The following is an 18,119-nucleotide window of genomic DNA, read 5'->3' on the forward strand; positions in this document are numbered from 1 at the left end:
CCCGCTGCCGTCAAGAAAGCCCCCGCCACCGTCGCCCGCGATGGTGGAAAAAAGACCGAGTCCGGCACCGGTTCGCAGCCCATCCCCGCGCAGCTGCCCAAGAACGTCAAGGCCCCCACCGCCCCCGAAGAGGACGTTGTGTCCATCCTGCGCGGACCGGCCAAGGCGATCGCCACCAACATGGTCACCAGCCTTCAGGTGCCCACCGCAACCAGCGTCCGGGCCATCCCGGCCAAGCTGCTGATCGACAACCGTGTTGTCATCAACTCCAACCTGGCACGCGCCCGCGGCGGCAAGGTCTCCTTCACGCACCTGATCGGCTACGCCGTCATCCGCGCGCTCTCCCAGTTCCCCTCGATGAACGTGTACTACGACGAGGTGGACGGCAAGCCCGTCGCCGTCCAGCCGGCACACGTCAACTTCGGCATCGCCATCGATATGCCCAAGCCCGACGGAACCCGCCTGCTGATGGTGCCGAACATCAAGAAGGCGGAAACCCTCAACTTCTCCGAGTTCTGGCACACCTACGAGGACCTCATCAAGCGCGCCCGCAACGGCAAGCTCACGGCTGAGGACCACCAGGGCACTACGGTTTCCCTGACCAACCCGGGCGGCATCGGCACTGTGCACTCGGTGCCCCGCCTCTCCAAGGGCCAGGCAGCCATCATCGGCGTCGGCGCGCTGGACTACCCCGCAGAATTCCAGGGTGCCAGCGAGAAGATCATCGCCCAGAACGCCATCAGCAAGGTCCTGACCCTGACCTCCACCTACGATCACCGGGTGATCCAGGGTGCCGGCAGCGGGGAGTTCCTAAAGCTGGTCCACCAGCTGCTGCTGGGCGCGCAGAACTTCTACGACGAGATTTTCGAGTCCCTTCGCATCCCGTACGAGCCGGTGCGCTGGAGCGCGGACAAGCAGGTTGATCCGGCCGACGAGATCAACAAGGTCGCCCGGATCCAGCAGCTGATCCACTCCTACCGCGTCCGCGGCCACCTGATGGCGGACACCGATCCGCTGGAATACGTCCAGCGCAAGCACCCGGATCTTGACGTACTCACCTACGGCCTGACCCTGTGGGACCTGGACCGCGAGTGGCCCACCGGCGGTTTCGGCGGCAAGTCCATGCTCAAGTTCCGCGACATCCTGGGTGTCCTGCGTGACGCCTACTGCCGCACCACCGGCATCGAGTACATGCACATCCAGGAGCCTGCCGAGCGCAAGTGGTTCCAGGACCAGCTCGAACACCCGTACTCGAAGCCCAGCCGTGAAGAGCAGCTGCGCATCGTCTCCAAGCTGAATGCTGCCGAAGCATTCGAGACGTTCCTGCAGACCAAGTTCGTGGGCCAGAAGCGCTTCTCCCTTGAAGGCGGGGAGTCCCTGATTCCGCTGCTGGATGCCATCATGTCCGACGCCGCCGATGACGGCCTGGACGAGGTCGCGATCGGTATGGCCCACCGCGGCCGCCTGAACGTGCTGACCAACATCGCCGGCAAGACCTATGCACAGGTGTTCCGCGAATTCGAAGGCACGCAGGATCCCCGTTCGGTCCAAGGCTCCGGCGACGTCAAGTACCACCTGGGTACCGAGGGCACGTTCACCTCGGACAACGGCAAGGAGACCAAGGTTTACCTGGCTGCCAACCCGTCCCACCTCGAAGCTGTGGACCCCGTCCTCGAGGGCATCGTCCGTGCCAAGCAGGACCGCCTGGACCAGGGCGAGTCCTTCCCGGTGCTGCCCATCGTGGTGCACGGTGACGCCGCTTTCGCCGGCCAGGGCGTGGTTGCTGAAACCCTGAACCTGTCCCAGCTGCGCGGTTACCGCACCGGCGGAACCATCCACATCGTGGTCAACAACCAGGTGGGCTTCACCACGGCCCCGTCCTCGTCACGCTCGTCCACGTACTCCACCGACGTTGCCAAGATGATCCAGGCCCCGGTGTTCCACGTGAACGGCGACGACCCGGAGGCCGTGGTCCGGATTGGCCAGCTCGCCTACGAGTTCCGCCAGCGGTTCCACAAGGACGTTGTCATCGACATGGTCTGCTACCGCCGCCGCGGGCACAACGAGGGCGATGACCCCTCAATGACCCAGCCGCTGATGTACAACCTGATCGAAGCCAAGCGTTCCGTGCGCAAGCTCTACACCGAATCGCTCATCGGCCGTGGTGACATCACCGAGGAAGAAGCCGAGCAGCTGCTTCGCGACTACCAGGAACGGCTGGAGCGCGTCTTCGCTGAGACCCATGCAGCCCAGACCTCCCCGATTCCGATCATCACGGCGGATTCGGCAGCAGTGTCCGACATCGAGCGGCCCATCGCCCAGCAGTCCGATTCCAGCACCAACGCGCCGGTATCAACGGCCATCTCCGCTGACACACTGGCCCGGATCGGCAAGGCTCACGTGGAGATTCCCGAGGGCTTCACCGTCCACGCGAAGCTCAAGCAACTGCTCGAGAAGCGTGAGCAGATGTCCCGTGAAGGCGGCATCGACTGGGGCTTCGGCGAGATCGCAGCCTTCGGCTCACTGATCATGGAAGGAGTGCCCGTCCGCCTGGCCGGCCAGGACTCCCGCCGCGGCACCTTCGTTCAGCGCCACGCCGTCTTCCACGACCGCGCCAACGGCAAGGAATGGCTGCCCCTGGGCAACCTCTCCGACGACCAGGCCAAGCTGTGGATCTACGATTCGCTGCTGTCCGAATACGCGGCCATGGGCTTCGAGTACGGCTACTCGGTGGAACGCCCCGACGCCCTCGTCCTCTGGGAAGCCCAGTTCGGCGACTTCGTCAACGGCGCCCAGACCATCATCGATGAGTTCATCTCCTCGGCCGAGCAGAAGTGGGGCCAGCGGTCCTCGCTGGTGCTGATGCTGCCGCACGGCTACGAGGGCCAGGGCCCGGACCACTCCTCCGCAAGGATCGAGCGCTTCCTGCAGCTGTGTGCCGAAGAAAACATCATCGTGGCCAACCCCACCACGGCCGCCTCGCACTTCCACCTGCTGCGCCGCCAGGCTTACAGCCGTCCGCGGAAGCCGCTGATCATCTTCACGCCCAAGCAGCTGCTGCGGCTCAAGGCTGCCGCCTCGTCCGTGGAAGACTTCACGAATGGCACTTTCCGCCCGGTGATCCCTGAGCATGAGCAGCTGGCCGCAGACGCCGTCGAACGCGTCCTGCTGGTCTCCGGCCGCCTCTACTACGATCTGCTGTCCACGCGGCAGAAGACCGGCGACACCACCACGGCAATCGTCCGGGTGGAGCAGCTTTACCCGCTGCCGCACGTGGAGATTGCTGCCGAACTGGCCAAGTACCCGAACGCCGAGGTTGTCTGGGCGCAGGATGAGCCTGCCAACCAGGGGCCGTGGCCGTTCATCGGGCTGAACCTTCCGGACGCACTGGACCGCAAGGTGCGCCTCGTGTCGCGCCCCGCGTCGGCGTCCACCGCTGCGGGTTCCATGAAGCGCCACGCCGCGGAGCAGGATGCCCTGCTGAAGCAGGCATTTGCACGGTAGTAATCAATAAGGCTGCCCGGCCGGACGTCGAAATACCAGACTCCGGCCGGGCGGTTCTGTTTAATGGGATGGACAGCGCCTGCCCGGACAGGGAAACATTCCCGGGTGGCGGCCGGCAGGCACCGAAGTAAAGAGGAACGTGTGGAAGACAGGAAGCTGCGTATCGCAGCTGTAGGAGATGAACTGCTGGCCGGACTGGGTGACCCCCGGGCGCTGGGCTGGCTGGGCCGCGTACTGGCCCGCACTCCCCAGGACGGGCTGGTCCTGGAAAGCTACGCACTTCCCTGCCCGCAGGAAGGTACGGAGGGCCTGGCCGCCCGCTGGCTGGAGGAGACCGGCCGGAGGTTCAACAGCCAGTACGAGAACCGCCTGGTCATCGGCCTGTCCGGCCGTGATATCGAGTTCGGCCTGTCCACGGCGCGCAGCCGGCTTAACCTGGCCAACATTCTGGATTCTGCTTCGCAGAACCGGCTGGAGGTGTTTGTTGTCGGGCCGCCGCCCACCCTCGACCCGGCCCAGAACCGGCGCCTCGACGAGTTGAACACTGCTTTCGCTGACGTCACCACCCGCCGCAAGCACCTCTACGTGGACACCTTCTCCCCGCTCCTGAACCACGAGCAGTGGCGCCAGGACCTTGCGGCCAACGGGGGCACGCCGGGGCAGGCGGGCTACGGCCTGATGGCATGGCTGGTGCTGCACCGAGGCTGGTTCCAGTGGCTGGGGATGGCAGCGCCAGAGTAGCCTTTCTTCGCGATATATCTTGAAGTCCTCCCGCTCCGGGGGTACTTTGGTCAAACACGATATATCGTCTTTGGAGGAACCATGGCTGGAACAACACCTGACCAGAACTGGGATGTCACGGGCGCGGAGACAATCGACGTCGAGTCTGTCGCATCACTGAAACTGGGGATGGTCCGTGGCCGGTTCGATGTAGTGGCCCACGAACAGCCCTACACCCGGATCGAGATTTCCGAAGTGCAGGGCGACCCCGTGGCTGTTTCGCTGCAGGACGGCCGGCTGGAGGTCCGGCACCAGCTTCACGGACCGCAGGGCTGGTTCAAGAACCTCATGGGAACGGTGAACCACCACAGTGAAAACTACGCCGTCATCAGCATTGCCTTGCCTGCCACCGTGGAGGTTGAGGCAGGCACGGTCAGCGGTGACGGCCTGGTGTCAGGAATGGCCTCCCGTACACGCCTGAACACTGTCTCAGGTTCCGTCATGGCCGACCGCACCGACGGCGAACTGTTCATCACCACTGTGAGCGGCGAAGTCAGCGCCCGGAACCACAGCGGTGTCCTCACTGCCAAGACCGTCTCAGGCGAGGTCACCGCTTCGGGGCACTTCAGCCACATCCGCGCCAACACAGTCAGCGGCGATATGAACTTCGACCTCTTGGATTTCACCCAGGATTTCGGCGCCAATTCAGTTTCCGGCAACCTCACCATCCGGATCCCCCACGACGTCGGCGTGGATATCGTTGCCAAATCGGCCACTGGAGCAGTGGTGATCGGCAACCAGCAGTACCACGTCACGGGCGGCAAGGTGGAGACGATTGCCGGCCCCGACGCCAAACTTATGCTGGTCAGGACCAATTCCGTATCGGGCAAGACCTCCATCCTGCACAGGGAGTCCGGCGAGGCAAACGGAAACACCACGGGGTCTGCGGAAGAACGGCACTGATGCCAGCTGTCTTTGCCCACGGCGCCCTGCGGCTGTACCTGCTTGCCCTCCTCGAATCGGGTCCAAAGCACGGCTACGAACTGATCAAGGCACTCAAGGAACGGTTTGGCGGGACCTACTCCCCCAGCGCCGGAACCATTTACCCCCGGCTCGGGAAACTGGAGGAAGAGGGCCTGGTGGTCACCGAAACCTCAGGCCGCCGGACCAACTACCGCATCACGCCGGCCGGCCTGGCGGAACTCAACCTGCGCCGCGAGGAACTGGCAGGAGTAGAGAAGGAAATCTCTGCGTCGGTGCGCCGGCTGGCAGACAACCTTCGTGAGGATATCCGCAGCAACATGCGCGGGCTCAGGGCCGACCTCGCGGCCACCGCCGAGGCCGCCCGCGCCGGTGCGGCGTCGGCCGCGTTCACGGCCCTCAAAGGCGGCCCGGCGTCAGACAGCAAAGGCTCACTCAAGGAAGCCGAGCTGATGCTCCAGGCTTTCCGGGATGACCTTCGCGCCGAACTCCGGGTACAGGCAGGCAAGCAACCCCTTAGTCCCGTGGTTCTGGAAACGCTTCGGACCGTGCTGGAGCAGGCGGGCATCGCCATCCGCAACTCACTTCGGAACTAGTCTGCCGGAGCCTTCCCCGCTCCCGGCACGGGCGAAGCCTCCTTGAACCGCAGGTCACGCGGCGGTCGCCGGTTCGCGGGGCATCAGATCATGTGGGAGACTTGAGGGCAGCTCTTTTTGAGTACCAACAGTAAGGAGGCCAGCTATGAGCAAGCGTGCACGCAAACGTCGTGACCGTAAGCGTGGCGGCGCGAACCACGGGAAGCGCCCCAACACCTAGGCACATGCCAGGTATAGCGGTTACAGCAAAGGACCCCGGAAGCCATTCGGCTTCCGGGGTCCTTTGTACTTAATCGGGGTTCCGGGATCGCGGCCTGCGCATCCGGCAGTACTGTGCGTCCGCTACTGGCTACGCATCCACTGGACGGATCGAGTGGATCCGGTCCAGGATGGCGTTCTTCAGGTTGTCCGGAGCAGCTTCGGTGCAGGAGCGCTTGACCATGTTGCGAATGACGCACTCAAGGTCGTACTGCTCCGTGCACTCCGGGCACTCATCGAGGTGCGTCTTGATTTCCGTGATGTCTTCACGTGTCAACGCGCCGTCGAGGTACTCGTAGATGCGTTGCATCCGGGTATCGTCGCAGTCGCCCAATCCCTGGCAGTCGCTCATTTCCTGTTCTCCTGTTGTGTGCTTTCCGCCGCATCCGGTGCAACTGCGGCTGTTTTGAATCCCCGCTCGGCGGCGTATTCCGCGAGCATGTCCCGCAACATTCTCCGGCCGCGGTGGAGCCGGGACATCACTGTTCCGATGGGGGTGTTCATGATGTCTGAGATTTCCTTGTACGCAAACCCTTCAACGTCCGCGAAATACACCGCGAGGCGGAATTCTTCGGGGATGGCCTGAAGGGCGCGTTTGACGTCCGAATCCGGCAGGTGATCCAGCGCCTCCGCCTCAGCGGACCGCAGCCCGCTGGAGGTGTGTGACTCAGCACGTGCCAACTGCCAGTCCTCAATGGTGTCAGAGTTGGACTGGAGCGGTTCGCGCTGCCGCTTGCGGTACAGGTTGATATAGGTGTTCGTCAGGATCCGGTACAGCCAGGCCTTGAGGTTGGTTCCCGGCTTGTACTGGTGGAACGCGGAAAAGGCCTTGGTGTAGGCCTCCTGGACGAGGTCCTCTGCATCGGCGGGGTTCCGGGCCATCCGCATGGCCGCCGAGTACAGCTGATCGACGTACTGCATCGCGTCGCGTTCAAACCGGACACGGCGGTCCTCCGCGGACTCCGTGGAAATGTTGACCGCTTCTTCGGTTGCTTCCGCAGGCTGCCCGGAGTCTTCCGCCGGCTCTGCCAGCTCGGGCCGGGTATCAGCGCTGCTCTTGGCTTCGTTCTGCGAAGCCTCATACATGGCCGAAACGGCCGGATCCAAGGTGCTCATTGCCTTCAAGTCTACTGTCAGGCTATGCGCACGCGGCGGACCATACTCAGGGGGTTCAGCCCCCATCGAGTGAATAGCCACCGGTCCTGCTGCTTCGATTCCGTCCAACACCCGCCTCAAGGGCCAACTCCACTCTGTTGTCCGGTGCTTTGTCTTGTGGGCCCCCGCTTTCCAGGCCCAGTTTCCATAACCTGCGGCTTCAGGCAAATATTCCCCAAAAGTGCAAGACTAGAACGGACTCCGCCGCACCAGACGCGGTTCGTCCACCCAGGAGGAAATCCATGTCCTTTGTCCGCACACTCGCACGGCCCATGCTGGCTTCCAGTTTTGTACTTGCCGGAATGGATAAGCTCAAAAATGCCGACGATACCGCGCAACAGCTCTCACCCCTGCTGAGCAAGGCAGCGGCGGCGCTGCCTTTCCAGACGGATGAGAAGACACTGGCCCGGATCATCGGCGGCACTCAGGTGGGCGCCGGCGTCCTGTTCGGCCTGGGAAAGTTTTCCCGTCTTTCGGCCACCGTGCTGACTGTGGTTTCCATGCTCAATACGTTCGTCGAATGGCGCAGCGCAGACATCAGCAGCAAGGAGGGCCGCGCGAACCGCCGCAGCCAGCTCCTGAAGAACCTGTCCCTGAGTGGAGGGGCATTGCTTGCCTCCGTGGACACTGCAGGAAAGCCGGGGCTCGCCTGGCGCGCCGAGCATCTGGCGGCTGACGCGAGGAAGGGCGCCGCGCACCTCGCGTCGGATGCCCGCAAGACCACCAACAAGAAGCTGCACAAAGCCGACAAGGTTGTACGCCGCGCCGTCGAACACGCCACGGGGGCATAAGCAGCACATGACCGCACCAGCCGCCGCCCGGGACAACACCGGAGCGTCCCTTCCCCACTGGCCCGCCCCCTTCGCGCACCGCCCCGTGAATGCCACGGTCACCGTGCCCGGCTCAAAGTCGTTGACCAACCGGTACCTGGTGCTCGCCGCCCTGGCCGACGGCCCGTCGCGGCTGCGCGCTCCGCTGCACTCCAGGGACTCGGCACTGATGATCGAGGCGCTCCGCCAGCTTGGCGCCACCATCACCGAAGTGCCGGGGGACGGTGCCTTCGGGCCGGACCTTGAGGTCCTCCCGATCGCTGCGGACGGGACACCGTCCGCAGCCACGATCGACTGCGGCCTCGCCGGAACGGTGATGCGGTTCGTGCCGCCGCTGGCTGCCCTGCGCAATGGCGCCAGTCTGTTCGACGGCGACCCGCATGCCCGGAAGCGGCCCATGGGAACCATCATCGAAGCGCTGAAGGCGCTGGGAGTGGCTGTTTCCGCCCGGGACGGCGGCACGCCGTCGTCCTTGCCGTTTGTGGTGGAAGGCTCCGGCGAGGTCCGGGGCGGCCACCTGGTCATCGATGCCAGCGCCTCGTCGCAGTTTGTCTCGGCCCTGCTGCTGGTGGGCGCAAGGTTCACCGAGGGGCTGCACCTGGAGCACGTCGGCAAACCCGTGCCCAGCCTGGACCACATCAACATGACAGTTGCCGTGCTGCGCGGCGCCGGGGTTGTGGTTGACGATTCTGTCCCGAACCACTGGGTTGTTGCTGCGGGTCCTATCCGCGCCTTCGACCAGCAGATCGAGCAGGACCTGTCCAATGCCGGCCCGTTCCTTGCCGCCGCACTGGCGTCCGGCGGAACCGTCCGGATTCCGGGCTGGCCTGAACAGACGCAGCAGGTAGGGGATTTGTGGCGCAGCATCCTGGCGGAGATGGGTGCCGATGTCAGCCTGCGTGATGGTGTCCTCACCGTCACAGGCGGAGCGGACATCAAGGGTGCCGATTTCGCGGACACCAGCGAACTGGCGCCTACGGTCGCCGCGCTCTGCGCACTGGCCACCACCCCCTCCCGGCTCACCGGCATCGCGCACCTGCGCGGACACGAGACGGACCGGCTGGCAGCCCTCGTTACCGAAATCAACCGCCTGGGCGGCGACGCCGAGGAGACCAGCGACGGGCTGGTGATCCGGCCCGCGAAGCTGCATGCCGGCGTCGTACACAGTTACGCGGACCACCGCATGGCCACGGCCGGAGCCATCCTTGGCCTGGCCGTGGAGGGCGTCCAGGTGGAGGACATCGCCACTACCGCCAAGACCATGCCCGATTTTCCCCGGCTGTGGGCGGACATGCTGGCCCAGACCGGTGCTTCGAGTGCAGTTTCGGAAGGTTCAGCCGGTGGCGCGGAGCACTGACTCCTGGGACGAGTCGGATGTCCGCATCCGGCCCAGCAAAAAAGGCTCCAGGCCCCGGACCAAGGACCGGCCCAGCCACGACGATGCCGTCACGGGCCGCATCGTCACAGTTGACCGCGGCCGGTACACGGCAGTGGTGGGCGAGGACTCCGGCAACGAGCGCGTGGTCATCGCCGCCCGGGCACGTGAGCTGCGCCGCAACCCGGTGGTGGCGGGCGACTTCGTCTCGCTCGTGGGAGACGTTTCCGGCGACCCCAACACCTTGGCCCGGCTGGTGAAAATCCAGGACCGTAAAACCCTCCTTCGCCGCAGCGCTGATGATACCGACCCCGTGGAACGGGCCGTCGTGGCCAATGCGGACCAACTGGTGATTGTGGTGGCCGCGGCCAACCCGGAGCCGCGCACCGGCTTCATCGACCGCGCCCTGGTAGCTGCGTACGACGCCGGGATCGAGCCGATCCTGCTGGTCACCAAGGCGGACGTCAAGGATCCGGCGGAGCTGTTGTCCAACTACACGCACTTGGACTTCCCGGTCATTATCAGCCGGACGGCGGACTCCGCGGCGTCCGGTATCGACGCCCGGTCTGATGACGGATTGTCAGCCCGGCTGGACAGTAACGCAGTGGCGGAGCTGCGGGGCTACCTGGACGGAAAAGTCACCGTGATGCTGGGGCATTCGGGCGTGGGCAAATCAACCATGGTGAACGCACTGACGGGGGCCGAGCGAGCAACCGGCGGGGTTAACGCCGTGACGGGCCGCGGCCGCCACACGTCGTCGTCAGCCCTGGCGCTGAGGTTGTCGGACGCGCCGCCGGGCAGTTGGATCATCGACACCCCCGGTATCCGATCGTTTGGCCTGGCCCACGTGGACCCGGACCGGATCCTGCGCTCCTTTCCGGACCTCTCCCCCGGCATCGAGGACTGTGAACGCGGCTGCAAACACACTGCCGCGGCTGTGAACTGCGGCCTGGATGCCTGGGTGGAAGGCGGCCATGCCGGAGCCACGGGTGTTGCCCGGCTGGCCTCGCTGCGCAGGCTCCTCGGCACCGATCCCCGGATGGAGGCCCAGGAGGCCAAGGAGCTTGGCAGCGTCAACTGACAGGGCCGATCTCCCAGCAGAACCGCGCGCAGACGGTAGTTTGGAACCATGATCCAACCCGCTTCAAGCTACAACGATGACCTGCGCCTGGCCCATGTGCTGGCCGACTCCGTGGATGACCAGACCATGGGCCGTTTCAAGGCCCTGGACCTCCAGGTGGAGACCAAGCCTGACCTGACGCCGGTCACGGACGCGGACAAGGCCGCCGAAGAAGCCATCCGCGGCCAGCTGTCCCGTTCCCGCCCACGCGACGCCGTGCTGGGCGAGGAGTTCGGCAGCACGGGGCACGGGTCGCGCCGTTGGATCATCGATCCGATCGACGGCACCAAGAACTTTGTCCGCGGCGTCCCGGTCTGGGCCACCCTGATCGCGCTGGTGGACGAAGGCGAACCGGTGGTGGGTGTGGTCAGCGCACCGGCCCTGGGCAAACGCTGGTGGGCGGCCAAGGGCATGGGCGCCTACATGGGCCGTTCGCTCGCCGCGGCCACCCGGCTGCGGGTATCCAATGTGTCCAAGCTTTCCGACGCTTCCCTTTCCTATTCCAGCCTGGGCGGCTGGAAGGAACGCGGCAGCCTGGAGAACTTCCTGGGCCTCACCGAGGATGTGTGGCGGACCCGGGCGTACGGCGACTTCTGGTCCTACTGCATGGTGGCCGAGGGCTCAGTGGATATCGCCTGCGAACCTGAACTGAACCTGTACGACATGGCGGCACTGGTACCGATCGTGGTGGAAGCCGGCGGGCGCTTCACATCCCTGGAAGGGGAAGACGGGCCCTTCGGCGGCAACGCCCTGGCCACCAACTCCATCCTGCACTCCGAGGTGCTCCGCAGGTTGAACCCGGAGCTGGACGACCTCCTGTAACAGCAGCATCATCGAAGAATCAGCGGCGGGCGCCTCCTTGGAGAGGTGCCCGCCGTTCTTTTCTTCGGCAAAAGAAGCTCTTTCCGGCCAGCGCGTAACAAAGCGCTTAACAATCGCCCCGACTTAAAACCTCCCAACCCGATGTCCTACGCTCTTAACCAGGTCACGAGTGCCAGCGCGAAACCCCGGTTTGCTGGCCGGCAACCCTCCAACCGCGGTGGGGTGCCCCGGGTGACGACCAGGCCGGTCCGGAGCGGATGCGGCAAGCGCGGATTCCCGGGAGCGGGAGTCCTTCTGAAGTGAGGTCTTTCGTGACAACTGCCACCGTCTCCCCCAATGCCACCGCCACGTTCGAAGCTGCCGGGTCTGGAACAGCCCAGGCCGGAACCACCTTTGATGCCCGCCGTGCCGCCGCCGGCCGGCCGCTCGCTGCCGTCACCGGCGCAGAAATCCAGGCGCCGCTGATCCACGGCGGCCACATCCGCTACGCCAACCTTGACTACGGCGCCTCGGCTCCGGCCCTCTCCGTGGTCTCGGCCTACCTGAACGAGATCCTGCCGTTCTACGCCAGCGTCCACCGGGGTGCCGGCTACGCGTCACAGATCAGCACCTCCGTCTACGAAAACGCCCGCAACATCGTCCGCGAGTTTGTGGGCGGCCGCCCGGACGACTCCGTGATCTTCACCCGGAACACCACGGATTCGCTGAACCTGCTGGCCGGCTGCCTGCCGGAAACAGACGGACGGCCCGACGGCGATGTCCTCTACCTGGACATCGAACACCACGCCAACCTGCTGCCGTGGCAGGGCGTCCCGCACCGCAGCATCGTTGCCGCCGACACCATCGCCGGCACCATCGATGCCGTCCGCGCGGAACTGGAGCAGGGCGGGGTGAGCCTGCTCGCCGTCACCGGCGCGTCCAATGTCACCGGCGAAATCCTTCCCATCCGGGCCCTGGCTGCACTGGCCCACGAACACGGCGCACGGATCGTGGTGGACGCCGCCCAGCTGGCACCGCACCGCCGCGTGAATATTGCAGCGGACGACGTCGACTACCTCGCCTTCTCCGGCCACAAGCTGTACGCACCCTTCGGCGCCGGCGTGCTGGTGGGCCGCACGGACTGGCTGGACGCCGGAAGGCCGCACCTTGCCGGAGGCGGCGCCGTCAAGGAAGCAAGGCTCGACGGCGTCAGCTGGGCCACCGGCCCGGCCCGCCATGAGGGCGGCTCCCCCAACGTCCTGGGCGCCGCCACGCTGGCCCGCGCAACCCAGGTGATCGCCGGGCTGGACCAGGAACAGTGGCATGCCCACGAATCGGCCATCCGGTCTTTCCTGGTGGAAGGCCTGCAGCAGATCGACGGCGTCACCGTCCACCAGATTTTCAAGGACACCAACCCGGATACGGACACCATCGGTGTGGTCAACTTCTCGGTGGAAGGCTACGACGCCGGCCTGGTGGCGGCCTACCTGTCCGCCGAACACGGCGTGGGCCTGCGCGACGGACGTTTCTGCGCCCACCCGCTGCTGAAGCGGCTGGGTCTGCCTTCGGGCTCCCTGCGCGCCAGCTTCGGCGTCGGCTCCCGCCTGGAAGACGCCGAACGCCTCCTTGCCGGTATCGCGGCGCTGCGCACCAACGGGCTGGGCTGGGACTACGTGGTGGACGCCGGACGCTGGGTTCCCGCCAACGACACCCGGACCTACCCGCACTGGGCTCCCAACACCCCGGGCACCGCGGGTGCCGCTCCCTGCATCGACGACTAAGCACTTGCGGTAAATTCGGAGGATACCCAAGGGCATCAATCGAAGGAGGGCCACAGGTGGTACGGGGTGGCCCCAAACTTGACCACGGACGTCGGCGGGAGCTCGGCCAGAGCTTCCAGGACGGCGGCAGGCACTACCAGCAGGTCCGGCCGGGTTATCCGCAAGAATCCGCACAATGGCTGGTCCCCGCCGGAGCCCGCGATGCCCTCGACGCCGGGGCCGGCACCGGGAAGTTCACCGAACTCCTGCTCGGCATGGGACTGTCAGTCACCGCCGTGGACCCGTCCGAGGACATGCTCGAACAGTTGCGGGCGCACTATCCTGGCGCCACGGCTGTCCGGGCCACCGCGGAGGCGACCGGACTGCCCGCGGCAGCCTTCGACGTCGTCAGCGTTGCCCAGGCCTGGCACTGGTGTGACGCCCTCGCAGCCAGCACTGAACTGGCACGCGTCCTGCGTCCGCACGGAACTCTGGGCCTGATCTGGAACCAGCTGGACACCTCGGTTCCATGGGTTCACCGGCTTTCGCGGATCATGCATGCCGGAGACGTTTACAAGCCGGATTTCCGGCCGCACGTAGGGCCGGAGTTCCGCGATCTTGAGGGCCACCTAACGCATTGGCAGGACCGTGTCACCACCACCGACCTTGTGGAGCTGACGAAGTCGCGGAGCTACTACCTGCGGGCCGGTGAAACCACCCGCGCTAAAGTGCTGGCCAACCTCGACTGGTATCTGCACGACCACCTCGGCCACAGCCTGGACGAAGAGCTCGAACTGCCCTACCTCACGCTTACCTGGCGGGCCACCAAAGCATGACCGCCGGTGGTGAACGGGTAGGCTTGGTGCTGTGAAGACCAGCGCGCCCTCCTCCTCCATCGAGGATTACGTCAAGGTCATCTACTCGTTCACCGAATGGCAGGACAAGCCCATCACGTCCTCCCAGCTGGCCCAGCGCCTTGGGGTGGCCAACTCTTCGGTATCTGAAATGGTGCGGAAGCTGAAGGACCAGGGGCTGGTGGACCACAAACCCTACAGCGCCATCACGCTCACGGACCAGGGTGTCCGGCTGGCACTTTCCATGGTGCGCCGCCACCGGCTGATCGAGACGTACCTGGTCCAGCAGCTGGGCTACAAGTGGGACGAGGTCCATGACGAAGCCGAGCTGCTGGAGCACGCCGTCTCTGACACCTTCATTGAGCGTGTGGCAGCCATACTCGGCGACCCGCAGCGCGATCCCCACGGGGACCCGATCCCCACCGCCGAAGGCGCGGTCCGGATGCCCCGCGCACACCTGCTGGGTGAGCTGGACCAGGGGCACACCGGCAGGATCACCCGCATCAGCGACGAAAACCCGGACCTGCTCCGCTACCTCTCCGCCGAGGAAATAGACCTCGACGCCGAAGTGGAAGTGATGGGCCGCAAGCCGTTCGGCGGGGCCCTGGTGGTCAGGATCCGGAACTCGGGCAGGACCAGGGACTATGACCTGGCCGACGAAATCACGTCTGCCCTCTGGGTACACAGCGACCATCCCCACCCGGGCTGCCTGCTCGGGGACGGCTGAATGAATCCTCCCGGCGCGCCTTCGGCCAGCGCCTGGCTTGCTGTTGCTGTTGGGGGCCTGCTCGGTACTGAGCTGCGCTTTGGGCTGGGACTTCTCTTTCCGGATCTTCCGGAGTCCGTGCCGTGGGCCACGCTGTGGATCAACGTTGGCGGAAGCTTTGTTCTGGCGTTGTTGACCACGGTGTGGATGGCCCGGCCGCACACCTCGTTCTGGCTGCGCGCCGGACTCGGCCCGGGCCTCCTGGGATCGTTCACCACATTCTCGGCTGTGGTGTTCGCGGTGGACCAGCTGGCCCGCGCAGGCGCCCACTTTACGTGGATTGCCTACCTGGTGCTGTCATTGCTGCTGGGGCTTGCAGCGGCCGGTACGGGGTGGCGGTCCGGAAAGGTTGTGGCGGGCTGGTTGGACGGGCGCGACGGCGGCCGGGTGAGTGGGCGTTCATGATGACTGCTGCCCTGGTAGGGGTGTTTGGGGTTGCGGGCGCGCTGCTCCGCTTTGCTGTGGACAGCTGGTTCGCGCATCACACGGCATTCCGGGCTGCAGGCGGCCTTGCGACGCATGTCTCTGGTGCCCGCGGGCCCGGGCGCGGGGAGCGGCTGCACTGGCCGTGGGCCACACTGCTGGTAAACGTCGTGGGGTGCTTCATCATCGGCGCCGCCCACGCAATGACCCTCAAGCTCGGGTTGGCCCCGGAATGGCAGCTCGCACTTGCCACGGGGCTGGCAGGCGGCCTCACCACCTTCAGTTCCTGGACCACGGCCACTGTGCGCCTGCTGACAGAAGCGCGGTTCGGTGCCGCGGCGTTGAACCTGGCCGGCAATCTGGCTCTTGGTTTCGGCGCGGCCGCTGCAGGCCTGGCCCTCGCATCTTGAGTCGCAGAAGGCGATTTGGCGGGCTCCCGTATCGTGGATGGTGATGATTAGCAGACGTGACGCGGCCATTGCCCTGGATGTACCGATGGAAATGGCTCAGCGCCATGGCCTTCCCAAGTGGATGACCGAGGCGGAACTCGGGAAGATCCTGGACAACCCGCCGCCGTGGCTGGTCCAGTCCCGCGCCAACCGAACCGGAAAGCGGCCGGTCTGGGTCCACCTCGAGTGCGCTGTTTGCGGTTACGAGGAAGCGGCACGGCCCAAGAAGTGGTGGCCGGAGTTTACCTACGTGGTGTGCGCGCACCACGATCCGGCGGATGTTCCACCCCTGCGGCAGGGTTACGTCCGCAGCGAGTTCGACGGCGTGGGCACACGTTTCGTGGGCATCGCGGACGTGGCGGGCCAGGACTAAGCCCGGCTACTTTCCGTTGTTGGTCATCTCTTCGGGCACTGCGGTGAGATGGACTTCCTTGCCATCCCGCAGCACAGCGAGCTGGAGTGGTTCGCCAATCGCATCGGCGAAGAGTAGACGCTGCAGGCTTTCGGCGTCACTGACCGGGCGACCGCCGGCGGCAAGGAGGATGTCCCCGGCGGTCAGGCCTGCCTTGTCCGCCGGGGAACCGGGCAGCACTTCCACCACCCGCAGCGCGTCCCGCTGTCCGGTCCTGATCACCGCACTGGGGGTGAGCCTGGTAGGTGTGCTGACCAAGCCCAGGTAGGCCCGCCGTACGCGCCCGTCCGCCAGCAAGGCCGCGATAATCCGCCGGGTGGTGGCGTTGATGGGGATGGCCAGGCCCAGTCCCGCGCCGGCCACCGCAGTATTGATGCCTACGATCCGGCTGTGGGTATCAGCCAGCGCTCCCCCGGAGTTCCCCGGATTAAGGGCGGCGTCTGTCTGGATGACGTCCTCAATCACACGCCGGTTGCCGCCCGCCCATACCGGGATGGCACGGCCGAGGCCGCTTACCACGCCAGCCGTCACTGAACCGGCCAAGCCGAGCGGGTTACCGACAGCGACCACCAGTTGCCCAACGCGCAAGGATTCAGCAGCTCCAAATTGGGCGGGAGGAATCCGCGGTGCCCTGCCGTGGACCACGGCGAGATCGGACAGCGGGTCTGCGCCTACGAGCTCCAGGTCCATCCGGCTGCCGTCGGCGAAAACTGCATGCCCCTTGTCTGTGCCCGCCACCACGTGGGAATTGGTCAGCAGGTAGCCGTCCTCGGTAAAAAGCACCGCGGATCCCGCGCCCACCCGGACGCGGCCGTTACGGCGGGCGGCGGACATTTCCAAGGCAGCTACGTGCGGTGTGACCGTGGCGGCCACGCGCATAACTGTCTGCGAATACGAGTCCAGGGCGTCGACGTCGGACGCCTGTGACGCTGGCTCGCTCCCCTGGTTCATGGGGCACCTCCTGGTAGGCGGATCCCGGCGGCATTGCTTGTCCGGGTTCTACCGGTGACAACGATCGGTGGCGGGTGCATAGTCCCCGCTGCGCTACGCCGTCGGTGAACGGGGTGTAAGGGGCCCACTGGCCAGGCTGCCCAGTCCCCCGGCAAAGAAAAACACCCCGGTCCGAGGACCGGGGTGTTTTCTGTGATGAATCCCTCCCCAAGGGGAGGTATCCATCGCAAATGTGGAGATGGGGGGAATTGAACCCCCGTCCGATGTCGTGTTGTCAGGGCTTCTCCGGGCGCAGTTTGCGTCGGATTTTCTCGGCCCCAGCCATGCCGCAAACAGCTGGCTGATCCGGGCCCAGTCATCTAAGAGTCCCGTTCACCCCGATGACGGAGGTGGACAGCAGTGGCTATCTAAATGACGCCAGGATCCGGGGCGATAGCAACCTCGGGCTGACGGACTGTCTTACTGCTTAGGCAGCAAGAGCGAAGTCAGTGCGCTTAGAATTGGCACTTATTGGTTTGCAGACAGCGTTTACGAGATAATTCTGCATCCTCGGCCCGCTTCACCTGTCGCGACTAACATCGTCGAAACCGATCATCCCCATATTTTGTTACCAAACCGGTGGGCAAGCCCGCCGGACTACCTACTATAACTCATCCTTCACGGAATTCATTCCAGCCTAGCGCCGGCGGTTGCGCTCCCGCATTTCGCGCTGCGCTTCGCGGTTGTCCTGCTGTTCGCGGAGGGTCTGCCGCTTGTCGTACTCGCGTTTGCCGCGGGCCACGCCGATTTCGACCTTGGCCCGGCCATCAACGAAGTACAACTGCAGGGGAACGATCGTGTAGCCCGATTCGCGCACTTTGTGCGAGATCTTGATAAGTTCCTCGCGGTGCAGCAGCAGCTTCCGGCGGCGTCGTGCCGCGTGGTTGGTCCAGCTGCCCTGGTTGTACTCCGGAATGTGGATGGCTTCCATCCACAGCTCGTCGTTGTAGAAGGTGCAAAATCCGTCCACCATGGAGGCGTGGCCCTCGCGCAGGGACTTTACTTCGGTTCCCATCAGCGCGATTCCAGCCTCGTAGGTGTCCAGCACATGGTAGTCGTGCCGGGCCTTGCGGTTGGTGGCCACCACTTTACGGCCACTTTCTTTAGGCAAGGGAAAGCTCCTCA

Annotated in this window: 19 protein-coding genes, 1 other RNA gene and 1 riboswitch; of the genes, 15 read left to right on the forward strand and 5 right to left on the reverse strand. The window is 65.2% G+C overall.

Translation table 11 applies throughout. The annotated features are described in order from the left end of the window. The 5 genes from FNL14_RS21750 to FNL14_RS23885 all read left to right on the forward strand — a co-directional run. A partial coding sequence (locus FNL14_RS21750) for a multifunctional oxoglutarate decarboxylase/oxoglutarate dehydrogenase thiamine pyrophosphate-binding subunit/dihydrolipoyllysine-residue succinyltransferase subunit (protein WP_142064564.1) occupies positions 1-3,504 on the forward strand: 3,504 nt, incomplete at its 5' end. A gap of 141 nt (positions 3,505-3,645) precedes the next feature. Then, positions 3,646-4,245, forward strand: coding sequence for a GDSL-type esterase/lipase family protein (locus FNL14_RS21755; protein WP_142064567.1), 600 nt, complete (start codon positions 3,646-3,648; stop codon positions 4,243-4,245). Positions 4,246-4,326: 81 nt separating this feature from the next. Beyond that, the gene (locus FNL14_RS21760; protein ID WP_142064570.1) at positions 4,327-5,187 is read left to right on the forward strand and encodes a DUF4097 family beta strand repeat-containing protein; all 861 of its coding nucleotides are present in this window, start codon (positions 4,327-4,329) and stop codon (positions 5,185-5,187) included. Beyond that, positions 5,187-5,801 carry a PadR family transcriptional regulator gene (locus FNL14_RS21765; protein ID WP_142064573.1) on the forward strand — a complete coding sequence of 205 codons (615 nt, stop codon included), beginning with the start codon at positions 5,187-5,189 and terminating at the stop codon, positions 5,799-5,801. Before FNL14_RS21760 ends, FNL14_RS21765 begins: the two co-directional genes overlap by 1 nt. 145 nt (positions 5,802-5,946) lie before the next feature. Beyond that, entirely contained in the window at positions 5,947-6,021 is a 75-nt protein-coding gene (locus FNL14_RS23885; RefSeq protein ID WP_369299106.1) for a 50S ribosomal protein bL37, read from the forward strand. Positions 6,022-6,150: 129 nt separating this feature from the next. Here FNL14_RS23885 and rsrA read toward each other — a convergent pair whose 3' ends face one another. Continuing rightward, the gene (gene rsrA, locus FNL14_RS21770; RefSeq protein ID WP_091415642.1) at positions 6,151-6,411 is read right to left on the reverse strand and encodes a mycothiol system anti-sigma-R factor; all 261 of its coding nucleotides are present in this window, start codon (positions 6,409-6,411) and stop codon (positions 6,151-6,153) included. Then, a complete protein-coding gene (locus FNL14_RS21775) occupies positions 6,408-7,175 on the reverse strand; it encodes a sigma-70 family RNA polymerase sigma factor (RefSeq protein ID WP_091415641.1) in 768 nt (255 codons plus the stop codon). Before FNL14_RS21775 ends, rsrA begins: the two co-directional genes overlap by 4 nt. 281 nt (positions 7,176-7,456) lie before the next feature. Between FNL14_RS21775 and FNL14_RS21780 the strand changes: the two genes are divergently transcribed. From FNL14_RS21780 to FNL14_RS21825, 10 genes are all read left to right on the forward strand, one after another. Then, positions 7,457-8,005, forward strand: a complete 549-nt coding sequence (locus FNL14_RS21780; RefSeq protein WP_142064576.1) for a DoxX family protein — start codon at positions 7,457-7,459, stop codon at positions 8,003-8,005. A 7-nt stretch (positions 8,006-8,012) separates the two neighbouring features. Then, complete coding sequence (gene aroA, locus FNL14_RS21785) at positions 8,013-9,401, forward strand: 3-phosphoshikimate 1-carboxyvinyltransferase (RefSeq protein ID WP_142064579.1); 1,389 nt, start codon at positions 8,013-8,015, stop codon at positions 9,399-9,401. Then, positions 9,385-10,500 carry a ribosome small subunit-dependent GTPase A gene (locus FNL14_RS21790; RefSeq protein WP_142064582.1) on the forward strand — a complete coding sequence of 372 codons (1,116 nt, stop codon included), beginning with the start codon at positions 9,385-9,387 and terminating at the stop codon, positions 10,498-10,500. Before aroA ends, FNL14_RS21790 begins: the two co-directional genes overlap by 17 nt. Positions 10,501-10,548: 48 nt before the next feature. Further along, a complete protein-coding gene (gene hisN, locus FNL14_RS21795) occupies positions 10,549-11,361 on the forward strand; it encodes a histidinol-phosphatase (protein ID WP_091415634.1) in 813 nt (270 codons plus the stop codon). A 161-nt stretch (positions 11,362-11,522) separates the two neighbouring features. After that, positions 11,523-11,636, forward strand: a riboswitch (SAM riboswitch). A 36-nt stretch (positions 11,637-11,672) separates the two neighbouring features. After that, positions 11,673-13,121: an aminotransferase class V-fold PLP-dependent enzyme gene (locus FNL14_RS21800; protein WP_142064585.1), complete on the forward strand. Its 1,449-nt coding sequence runs from the start codon at positions 11,673-11,675 to the stop codon at positions 13,119-13,121. Between the two features lie 56 nt (positions 13,122-13,177). Beyond that, complete coding sequence (locus FNL14_RS21805; RefSeq protein WP_142064588.1) at positions 13,178-13,936, forward strand: class I SAM-dependent methyltransferase; 759 nt, start codon at positions 13,178-13,180, stop codon at positions 13,934-13,936. A 31-nt stretch (positions 13,937-13,967) separates the two neighbouring features. Then, positions 13,968-14,681: a metal-dependent transcriptional regulator gene (locus tag FNL14_RS21810; protein WP_142064591.1), complete on the forward strand. Its 714-nt coding sequence runs from the start codon at positions 13,968-13,970 to the stop codon at positions 14,679-14,681. Next, positions 14,682-15,125 carry a CrcB family protein gene (locus FNL14_RS21815; protein WP_142064593.1) on the forward strand — a complete coding sequence of 148 codons (444 nt, stop codon included), beginning with the start codon at positions 14,682-14,684 and terminating at the stop codon, positions 15,123-15,125. Then, positions 15,122-15,553 (forward strand): CrcB family protein, encoded by a 432-nt coding sequence (locus FNL14_RS21820; protein WP_142064596.1) that lies wholly within the window; start codon positions 15,122-15,124, stop codon positions 15,551-15,553. The genes FNL14_RS21815 and FNL14_RS21820 overlap by 4 nt, the downstream gene beginning before the upstream one ends. A 43-nt stretch (positions 15,554-15,596) precedes the next feature. Further along, positions 15,597-15,965 (forward strand): hypothetical protein, encoded by a 369-nt coding sequence (locus FNL14_RS21825; RefSeq protein WP_142064599.1) that lies wholly within the window; start codon positions 15,597-15,599, stop codon positions 15,963-15,965. A 6-nt stretch (positions 15,966-15,971) separates the two neighbouring features. Here FNL14_RS21825 and FNL14_RS21830 read toward each other — a convergent pair whose 3' ends face one another. The 3 genes from FNL14_RS21830 to smpB all read right to left on the reverse strand — a co-directional run bounded on the left by FNL14_RS21830 (position 15,972) and on the right by smpB (position 18,105). After that, positions 15,972-16,955 carry a S1C family serine protease gene (locus tag FNL14_RS21830; protein WP_142064602.1) on the reverse strand — a complete coding sequence of 328 codons (984 nt, stop codon included), beginning with the start codon at positions 16,953-16,955 and terminating at the stop codon, positions 15,972-15,974. Between the two features lie 230 nt (positions 16,956-17,185). Then, positions 17,186-17,554, reverse strand: a transfer-messenger RNA (tmRNA) gene (ssrA, locus tag FNL14_RS21835). Between the two features lie 77 nt (positions 17,555-17,631). Further along, a complete protein-coding gene (gene smpB, locus FNL14_RS21840; protein ID WP_050054575.1) occupies positions 17,632-18,105 on the reverse strand; it encodes an SsrA-binding protein SmpB in 474 nt (157 codons plus the stop codon). Positions 18,106-18,119: the final 14 nt, after the last annotated feature.

This window comes from Pseudarthrobacter sp. B4EP4b (assembly GCF_006680095.1).
In the GTDB taxonomy this organism is placed as follows: domain Bacteria; phylum Actinomycetota; class Actinomycetes; order Actinomycetales; family Micrococcaceae; genus Arthrobacter.